The following is a 9,544-nucleotide window of genomic DNA, read 5'->3' as shown; positions in this document are numbered from 1 at the left end:
TAACTGCTTGAGCAGACCGTTCTCCCCCAGGATTTCTTCCGGGGTTGAATAATCCTTTAACAGTTCATCCATTAATTTATCGGCTACGGTATCCTCTTTTTTCTTCCTTGCCATCATTGCCTCCTTGCTGAAATGGGTTAATTTGTATTTTTGCTTTTACACAAATTAATTTACAGTCCCTCACTACCCATCACCCTGAAGGGGCTTTAGCTGATTACAGTCGCCGATGGGGAATTGAAACCCTGTTTGGCGCTCTCAAGACTCGTGGATTTTGTTTGGAATCCACCCATTTCACTGATAAGCTGCGTTTGTCAAAGCTACTTGCTCTCTTGGCCATCGCTTTTGTCTGGGCGATGAAGGCCGGTATATGGAGACATTCACACAAGCCGATTCGCATTATCAGGGCCCATGGTCGTCGGTCTCGTAGTCTCTTTCGCTATGGCTTTGATCTACTACGCCGTTTTTTCATTTTTCCTACCCCATCTCTACCTGAGTCAGGATTCTGCCCCATACAACTTTTGTCCTGTACTTAGATTAAAATTACCCTTACGCCTTCTAGAAGTAAGACCTCTCAGCCTGAACTTGATTCGAGAAATTCATCCCAAAATTTACTTCGCCTCAAACATTTTGGAAATTGCCTATGCCGATGAGTACTAGGTCAATATATATGTTGCAACCTAACAACCTGGCTGGAGTGAACTGGCATGAGATCTTGGTTGTGTTGCGGGGGCTATTTGCAGCCGCTCAGCAGGAACGTTGGGCGATCGCCTCCACCCCTAGGGGGAAAGATGGGTTAGATTTGTGAAGGTACAATGGCCTTCTGCCTTGCTCAACCATTGCCTGAGTCATGGATACTTAGGCCATAGTCGCTTGTTTTTAGGGCCTGTGTAACTTTTTTGACTAAGTGTAGATCGGGGTTTCTCGCAACGAAATCTCTCCATTTGAACGCATTAATCAGTTTTCCTGTCGATTATTTATTCCTCCATGACCCGTTCCCCCGCTGCTCCCCCATCCGATAATGATTGGCGCTTGTTATTGCGTCTGCTGCCCTACGTCAAGCGCTATCCCAGGGAACTGGCGGCGGCATTAATTTTGCTTGTCCCGGTGGCTTTTTCGGGGGCGGTGCAACCCCTCATTATCGGGCAAGCCGTTTCCCTATTGCGGGAGGAGAGGGCCTGGGGCTTTTTGCAGGCCATGCCGTTGGATCGGGCTTTGCATACCCTAGTGATTATCCTGGCCGTCACCATTGTCATTCGGTTGCTGTTTTTGGGGCTACAGGGCTTCATTGTGCAAAAAATGGGGCAAGAAATCACCGCCGATGTGCGCCAGGACTTATTTGAGCACGTCACTTCTTTGTCGGTAAATTTTTTCCATCGCACTCCTGTTGGTCGTTTGGTCACCCGCATCACCAGTGACGTGGAGGCCTTGGGAGAAGTATTTGCCAGTGGGGCGATCGGTGTGGTCAGTGACATTGTCTCCATTCTGGCCATTATCGTGACCATTTTTTGGGTGCAATGGCAATTGGCGCTACTACTGGTGGGGATGTTGGTGCCTGTGACTGTGTTAATCATTTATTTCCAGCAACAATATCGCAAAGCTAACTACCAAGCTAGGGAGGAATTGTCCCACCTTAATTCCCAGCTTCAGGAAAATGTGGCCGGCATTAATGTGGTGCAATTATTCCGTCGAGAAGAGTTGAACAGTCGTTCTTTTCGTCGGGTGAATGAGAAGTATCGTCGGGCAGTGGATAAGACCATCTTCCACGACTCTGCCGTGTCGGCCACTTTGGAATGGATCAGTTTGGTGGCGATCGCCGCAGTTTTGGGTCTGGGGGGCTGGCTGATTTTGCGCAATAACATGGAATTTGGGGTGCTGGCGGCGTTCATTCTCTACGGACAACGGCTATTCAATCCCCTGCGGCAGTTTGCGGATAAATTCACCATGTTCCAATCCGGCTTTACGGCGATCGAGCGCATTGGGGAATTAATGGAAGAACCGGTGGAAATCAAAGACCAAGCGGTTATCACCCCCATTGAAATCAACAGCGCTCTGCGGGGCAGTCACGGGGAAATTTGCTTTGAAAATGTTTGGTTTGGCTATAAACCAGACGAATATGTGCTCAAAAACTTGAACTTCACCATCAAACCCGGAGAAAAAGTCGCCCTAGTGGGGCCCACGGGAGCTGGCAAAAGCTCTATTATTCGCCTCCTTTGTCGTCTCCATGATCCTTCCCAGGGTCGTATTTTGGTGGATGGCATTGACATTCGCGAACTGTCCCAACAACAGCTACGTCGTTTCATTGGCGTCATTCTCCAAGACAGTTTCCTGTTTGCGGGGGACGTGAAACGCAACATTACCCTAGGGGAAGAATACAGTTTGGCAGAAGTGCAACGGGCGGCCCAGTTAACCAGTGTCGATCGCCTGATTGAAGAATTGCCCCAGGGTTACCACACCCAACTGCGGGAACGGGGCAGTAACCTATCCGGTGGACAAAAACAATTGTTAGCCTTTGCCCGGGTGGCCATCCGGGAACCCTACGTGCTGGTGATGGATGAAGCCACCGCTAGTTTGGACGTCCGCACCGAGGCGGCTATTCAAGAAGCGTTGTTACACTTGCTCCAAGATCGCACTTCCATCATCATCGCCCACCGTTTATCCACTATCCGCAATGTGGACCGCATTTTTGTGCTTAAACATGGGGAAATTGTTGAAACCGGGAACCATGACCAACTGTTAACCCTGAAGGGACTCTACGCCAGTCTGTACCAGTTACAAATGCTGGGGGGCTAATTATGCCATCGGGAATTTCCCTGGTATCATCATTGGTACACCACTGACTTTGTTGATGAATTTTCCGACAAATTCAGTGAAATTGTCCAATCATTGCCATGGATATGAAATTTTTTACCCTTTCCCAACCATTGCTTTCCCTTGGTCTGGCCAGTATATTTGCCCTGTCTTTAACCCCGGTAGCCCAAGCTGACCAAAGCCCCGGCAACCAATGGGATGGGCAAATCAGTCTTCCTGATCGCCAGGCGTTTGCTGTGATTCCCTTTACTGAACTGCCCCCGCAGGCATTTTGGCAATGGTCTAATCTTAATACCGTTACCAATCCAAACCAACTCATCCAACAATTCTATAATCAGCCCTTGTTGCCCCAGCACTTAGGGGAAGGGGATTTTGGTTGTTTCCGTTCTAAGACTGCCACGGCTACGCTATTGGGGCAGGAATCCGTGACTGTATTGCTCACCCAAATGGGGAGTTGTGATGATTCCGTCAGTGGGCACCAAACCAGGGTAGATTTTGTTCCGGTAGGCGATCGATGGCAGGTGGATTGGGTAGGGGAAAGAAGCCATTGCCGGGGGCGTTTTTGGGCAGAGCCGGGACAACTTTGCCCTTAATTTTTCCCTGTTTAAAAAGGCAATAATTGTTCTTGAGGGTTAGGGGTATAAGTCTTTTAGTTACCGAAATTTTACTGTCTAGCCTAACTGGAAAAGTTGTTAATGGTGGCAATAACCTCTGCCATATTATTGGCTAGCATAGCTGGAGTATTAAGCACTAAGCCTGGGAATTCCTGACTGATTATTAAGCCATTATCGTCTGGACTCAGGCGTTCATATTTCCCATCCGATAACACAAACCAATCGATTTTTCGGTCGAGGGTACGCCAAACAATATACTCTCTTACCCCATGACTTTCATAAACCCGTTTTTTGCTATGGAGGTCGTAGGAGGCAGTGCTAGCGGCAATTTCCACCACTAATTCTGGAGCACCGCTAATATATTCATCTTCATCTATGTGGGCGCTACCCTCTAGTCGAAATAATATCCCATCGGGTTGGAGTTCGTTTTCGTCATCTAGTCGCACTGTGGCTTCAATGCTAACGGCCAGGTCATTTCTTTGGGCTTGGTAAGTTCCTAGCCAGGTGATTATGGCACTATGGGGTTGACCATGGTAGGTATGACGGAGGGGAGAGGCCACGTGGACAATTCCTTCAATTAGCTCAGCTTTCTTAATGCCAGAAGCTGTGTAAATTCGTTCAAATTCTTGACGACTGAGGCGATCGCCATTTTCAAGGATTGCAATGGGAGCGGGGGAATTGGTGGTGACCATGGGGGAATGCGCTATAACTTCCGTTTTTTCCATCATAGTCACCCTAGTTGAATGGTTAGGTTTGGGGATTATTGTTGATTTGACTAAACATAGGGGAAAGGTAAGCTACTAAAACCCCGAGACTAAAGCCCATTAAATTGCGGAACAGAGGTAAAAAGTCGCTGGTGCGGGTGACCACAGGGCCAATGCCAAAGGCGATCACTAAAATTCCCCACAGGGGAGACATAATCAATACCCATTGCCAAGCAAAGGTCTGATTCGGCGATCGGGGAATGGCCGCAAAACCAAAAATTAAGCCCCCCACAATGGAAGTTACCAGGGTTAAAATCCACTGCTCCCTGGGTAATCCCGGCACAACGTTACAACCCCCTTTGACCAGACAGCCCTTAACGGTATTCAATGCTTCGGTGATGGCTAAATTTTCCCCATTATCCCGAATGTAGTACATATTTCCGAAGCGAGCCTGCATCTCAATCCAAAAGGTGCGGGGCATCAACTCATACACCTCATCTCCAATGCTAAAGGCCAATAGGTTCCCCCCCCTGCCATCGGCCACCAATAAAATACTTTTGTCATCCAGACCCCAAAAAGGAATCACTGCCCGTCCCGGGCTACGGTCGTATTGGGTTAAGACCCTCAATTTCCATCCCGTTTCCACCTCAAAGCTGTTTAGATCATCAATTAACTGAGCTTCTTGGATTTCCGGTAAAAAGTTGGCCAGGTCCACCACCGGAGTTTTTTCCTCTGGCAACAACTCAGGGTTATTCACCGCCTGGGCTGGGCTTACCGGTGCCCACCACAACACTAAAGATAAACTGGCGGCCAAAAGCCAGGCAAAATTTTTGCTGAAACGGGTAGCAGACGACGGCAAATGGACAGCCATAGAGTTTTTCTTTAAGTTTCTTCACAGTTGTTTACCTTATTTTAAGGTATTGCCTCCGTTAAATTTTCACACTGGTCGATCTTTTCTGGACAAAAAAAGCCCCCTAACAATGAGGAGAGGGGACAGTGAGGAGTTTTAAGCTTGGGGGCGAGGACTTAGCTCAGGAGAGTTTTAGCTTTGGCCAGCACATTATCAACGCTGAAACCAAATTTCTCCAGGCAAACCCCGCCGGGCGCTGAGGCACCAAATGTTTCAATACTGACTGTATCTCCTTCCGTGCCCACATATTTGTGCCAACCAAAACTGGTGGCGGCTTCTACGGAGAGACGTTTGGTGACAGCCTTCGGTAACACTGACTCTTTGTAGGCGGCGTCTTGGGCTTCAAACAGTTCCCAGGAGGGCATGGAAACTACCCGGACTTTTTTGCCTTCGGCGGCCAACTTTTCAGCGGCGGCCACACAAAGTTGTACTTCGGAACCCGTACCTATCAAGATTAACTCAGGAGTCCCTTCAGAATCAACAATGGTGTAGGCTCCTTTGGCCACTCCATCCAGGGAAGTTCCCGCTAGGTTGGGCACGGCCTGCCGGGTGAGAGACAGGAGAGTAGGGGCATTTTCCTTGGCTTTGGCGATCGCCACTTTATAGGCCCCGGAGGTTTCATTGCCATCGGCGGGACGAATGACGGTCAAGTTGGGAATAGCCCGCAGGGAAGCCAACACTTCAATGGGTTGGTGGGTGGGACCATCTTCCCCTTGGCCAATGGAGTCGTGGGTCATCACCCAAATTACCCCCGCTTCGGAAAGGGCAGAAAGGCGAATGGCGGCCCGCATGTAATCGGTGAAGATTAGGAAAGTGGCACCGAAGGGCAGTAACCCAGAGCTGTGGAGGGCAATGCCGTTGCAGATGGCGCCCATGGCGTGTTCCCGCACCCCAAAGTGGACGTTACGGTTTTGGTAAGCTCCTTTTTGGAAATCGCCTGAGCAGTGGAGTTCTGTCAAGTTGGAGTGGGTCAAATCCGCCGAACCGCCGATCAATTCCGGTAACACGGGGGCCAAGGCGTTGAGGCACTCTTCAGAGTATTTCCGAGTGGCCAAACCTTTTTGGTCCGGGGTAAAACTGGCTAAGTTTTTGTCCCAACCTTCGGGTAGTTTGCCGCTCAGTTGCCGTTCAAAGGCGGCCGCTTCAGCGGGATATTTGGTTTTGTATTGGGCAAAGGCTTGGTTCCATTCCGCTTCGTAGCTGGCTCCCCGGTCGATCGCCTTACGGGTGTAGTCCAACACTTCCTGGGGCACTTCAAAGGGAGCGTAGTCCCAACCCAGGTTTTTGCGGGTGGCGGCCACTTCATCAGTCCCCAACGCCGCCCCGTGAATGCCAGCAGTACCAGATTTCTTGGGGGCACCGTAACCAATGATGGTAGTGACTTTAATCATGGTGGGCTTATCGGTTACCGCCTTGGCTTCTTCAATGGCCTTGGCGATCGCCGCTAAGTCAGTGTTGCCATCTTCCACATGGAGCACGTGCCAGCCGTAGGCTTCAAAGCGTTTGCTCACATCCTCGGTGAAAGCCACATCGGTGGAGCCATCAATGGAAATATGATTATCGTCGTAGAGAGCGATTAGTTTACCCAAGCCCCAGTGCCCCGCAATGGAAGCGGCTTCCCCGGAAATACCTTCCATATTGCAACCATCCCCCAAAATCACATAGGTGTAATGGTCCACAATGGTGGCATCGGGCTTATTGTAGGTGGCGGCTAAATGGGCCTCCGCCAGGGCCAAACCAACACCATTGGCAATACCTTGACCCAGGGGGCCTGTGGTGACTTCCACCCCAGCAGTGAGGAAATTTTCCGGGTGACCGGGGGTAGAAGATTCCCATTGACGGAACTGTTTAATGTCTTCTATGGTCACACTGTCATAGCCCAGTAAATAGAGCAGAGCATACTGCAACATGGAGCCATGGCCGGCGGACAACACAAAGCGGTCCCGATTGAACCATTTCGGGTTCTTGGGATTGTACTTCATGAACTTGTTCCACAGGGTAAAGGCCATAGGAGCCGCTCCCATGGGCAAACCAGGGTGGCCAGATTTTGCCTTTTCGATGGCGTCAATGGCTAAAAAGCGAATGGCATTAATAGAAAGTTCGTCTAAGGACTGGGTAGCAACGACCATAATGTTTGGGAAAATAAACTAGCAATAATTGGGTCAATATCCACCGGGGGGCGGTAATGGTAGGGGCCAAGGCAGGCCAAATTGCTACCATCTTCCCACGGTTCGGGAAATTTTTCGGTGGGCTATTGATATTTTTTGAAGGCTAGGGTGACGTTATGGCCCCCAAAGCCAAAGGAGTTGGACAGAGCCACATCTACTTTTAGGACCCTACTCTGACCGGGCACATAATCCAAATCACATTCCGCGTCGGGATTCTCTAAGTTAATGGTGGGAGGTACCTTGTCCTCGGCGATCGCCATCACAGTGGCCACTGCTTCAATGCCCCCGGAGCCGCCCAACAGGTGGCCGGTCATGGATTTGGTAGAGCTAACAGCAATATTGTAAGCATGATTGCCCAAAGCCTGTTTAATGGCCCTGGTTTCCGTCACATCGTTTGCTGGGGTACTGGTGCCATGGGCATTGATATAACTTACTGCTTCCGGCTTCAAGCCCCCATCTTTTAAGGCCAAGGCGATCGCCCTGGTGGCCCCCCGACCGTCTGGGACTGGCGCTGTAATGTGATAAGCGTCACAGGTCATGGCGTAGCCCACCATTTCCCCGTAAATTTTTGCTCCCCGGGCCAAGGCGGATTCCAATTCTTCCAGAATCAAAATGCCCGATCCTTCTCCCATTACAAAGCCATCCCTATCCTTGTCAAAGGGACGACTGGCATGGAGGGGGTCATCGTTACGGAAGGATAAAGCCCGAGCCGAAGCAAAGCCAGCATAGCTAAGGGCAGTAATGGCCGCTTCCGTACCACCACAAATCATCGCCTTGGCATAGCCATTTTGCACCAGACGGAATGCATCCCCAATGGCATTGGAGCCTGCTGCACAGGCAGTAACAGTGCAATTATTGGGACCCTTGGCACCTAGGTTAATGGCAGTTAACCCCGAAGCCATGTTGGCGATCATCATCGGGATCATAAAGGGACTGCAACGACTAGGGCCCTTATCTAACAATATAGTTTGCTGGTCTTCCAACACTTTCAAACCACCAATGCCCGTGCCAATTAACACCCCAATCTCATCGGCATTGAGCTCGTTAATCACCAACTTGGCATCATTAACGGCCTGTTGACTGGCACAAACGGCAAAATGACAAAACCGGTCCATGCGCTTGGCTTCCTTGCGGTCAAGAAACTGGGTCGCGTCAAAGCCCTTAACTTCCCCCCCAAAGCGACAGGCTTGGTCACTGGCATCGAAACGGGTAATGGGGCCAACGCCGTTACGACCCTCCATTAGGCCTTGCCAATAATCTTGGAGGTTATTACCAATGGGGGTGATGGCTCCCAATCCCGTTACAACAACACGTTTCTTTTCCAAATTTGCCATGGTACTTAATAGATAAAATCGGGGAGGGGACTCCCCTAGGGTTCTCCGCAACGATATAGCGATGGGGTCGGGGCCTGGCCCAGGGAGCAAACCAGCCGGTCCCAAACCGGTATCGGAACCACCCCAAACAGTAGCTTAAACTGTCTGGGAACTGGGTTACAAAGGCCTATGGGGGAGTCGGGGCTATGACCGAAATTTATTTACTTTCGATGTGCTCAACGGCTTTACCCACGGTATCAATGGTTTCTGCCACTTCATCGGGAATTTCAATATCAAACTCTTCTTCTAGGGCCATGACTAATTCCACTGTGTCGAGGGAATCAGCTCCTAAATCTTCGGCAAAGGTGGCGGAGGGGGTCACTTTATCGGGATCCACTTCCAACTGTTCCACGACGATTTTTTTTACTTTTTCAAAAATTTCTTGATTCATTACAATACCTTTAACTATAGAAGAAGAGTTTTCGAGCTGGGTCAACGGCTGATCGCCAGCAAAACGGGGGACAGCTTGGGGGCTGTCGCAGGGCCGCTCGGTTAGCAATGCACTCAATTGTTCAGCGTTAACTATCTTAACGGAAAGGTATCCCTTGCACTAGATGCTTTCCTTGCCCATGGGCACAAAACAGTTCCTAACAAGGGGTCCTATTCTCCCCAGTGGGGCAAAATTTTTTCTATGTAGCTCAATCGAGCCAGGGCAAACAGAATGGCCAGCCAATTTTTTTGCTGAGTGTTTCCTAGGGAAAGTAATTGTCCCTGGGGGCAGCCGATGCGGCCAGGGCTGGAGGAAAATGTTAATGAAGGATCAATCATCAAAACTTCACTTTTTTTCGCGGGTACAATGCAAAACTCATAGCCCTGGGAACGTTTACCATCCTCTGGACCAACCAATCCATGAACGTCAATGGCTCCTAGGGGAAATTGAATTTTATCTAGAGGATTAGGTACTGGCGCTGTCGATGGCCAAGGCTGAGCGGCGATCGCCCCAGGAACCTGGCCATAACCTCCACTA

Annotated in this window: 9 protein-coding genes and 1 pseudogene; 4 read left to right on the top strand and 6 right to left on the bottom strand. The window is 50.0% G+C overall.

The annotated features are described in order from the left end of the window. Positions 1 to 194: 194 nt before the first annotated feature. From IQ219_RS11885 to IQ219_RS11870, 4 genes and pseudogenes are all read left to right on the top strand, one after another. Positions 195 to 533 (top strand): annotated as a pseudogene (locus IQ219_RS11885) (transposase); the annotation flags it as partial. Between the two features lie 134 nt (positions 534 to 667). Beyond that, positions 668 to 805: a hypothetical protein gene (locus IQ219_RS11880; protein WP_194018932.1), complete on the top strand. Its 138-nt coding sequence runs from the start codon at positions 668 to 670 to the stop codon at positions 803 to 805. Positions 806 to 984: 179 nt separating this feature from the next. Continuing rightward, a complete protein-coding gene (locus IQ219_RS11875; protein ID WP_194072738.1) occupies positions 985 to 2,790 on the top strand; it encodes an ABC transporter ATP-binding protein in 1,806 nt (601 codons plus the stop codon). 98 nt (positions 2,791 to 2,888) lie between these two features. Continuing rightward, on the top strand, positions 2,889 to 3,401 hold the full coding sequence (locus IQ219_RS11870; RefSeq protein WP_194072737.1) for a hypothetical protein: 513 nt from the start codon (positions 2,889 to 2,891) through the stop codon (positions 3,399 to 3,401). A gap of 83 nt (positions 3,402 to 3,484) precedes the next feature. Here the strand turns inward: IQ219_RS11870 and IQ219_RS11865 are convergent, their stop codons facing one another. The 6 genes from IQ219_RS11865 to IQ219_RS11840 form a co-directional block, all read right to left on the bottom strand. After that, positions 3,485 to 4,114, bottom strand: a complete 630-nt coding sequence (locus IQ219_RS11865; protein ID WP_199309528.1) for a Uma2 family endonuclease — start codon at positions 4,112 to 4,114, stop codon at positions 3,485 to 3,487. 55 nt (positions 4,115 to 4,169) lie between these two features. Continuing rightward, the gene (locus IQ219_RS11860; RefSeq protein ID WP_190596075.1) at positions 4,170 to 4,997 is read right to left on the bottom strand and encodes a TPM domain-containing protein; all 828 of its coding nucleotides are present in this window, start codon (positions 4,995 to 4,997) and stop codon (positions 4,170 to 4,172) included. 155 nt (positions 4,998 to 5,152) lie between these two features. Continuing rightward, entirely contained in the window at positions 5,153 to 7,165 is a 2,013-nt protein-coding gene (gene tkt, locus IQ219_RS11855; protein ID WP_190596076.1) for a transketolase, read from the bottom strand. Between the two features lie 122 nt (positions 7,166 to 7,287). Continuing rightward, a complete protein-coding gene (gene fabF, locus IQ219_RS11850; protein WP_194018938.1) occupies positions 7,288 to 8,538 on the bottom strand; it encodes a beta-ketoacyl-ACP synthase II in 1,251 nt (416 codons plus the stop codon). Between the two features lie 196 nt (positions 8,539 to 8,734). After that, entirely contained in the window at positions 8,735 to 8,968 is a 234-nt protein-coding gene (gene acpP, locus IQ219_RS11845; protein ID WP_190596080.1) for an acyl carrier protein, read from the bottom strand. Between the two features lie 209 nt (positions 8,969 to 9,177). Continuing rightward, positions 9,178 to 9,544 (bottom strand): hypothetical protein (locus IQ219_RS11840; RefSeq protein WP_194072735.1); only part of this gene is annotated, 367 nt, incomplete at its 5' end.

The sequence above is a fragment of the Synechocystis sp. LEGE 06083 genome, assembly GCF_015207725.1.
Classification (GTDB): Bacteria; Cyanobacteriota; Cyanobacteriia; order Cyanobacteriales; family Microcystaceae; genus Synechocystis; species Synechocystis salina.
Note: the sequence above shows the minus strand (reverse complement) of the source record. Positions and strands in the feature narration are given on the sequence as shown.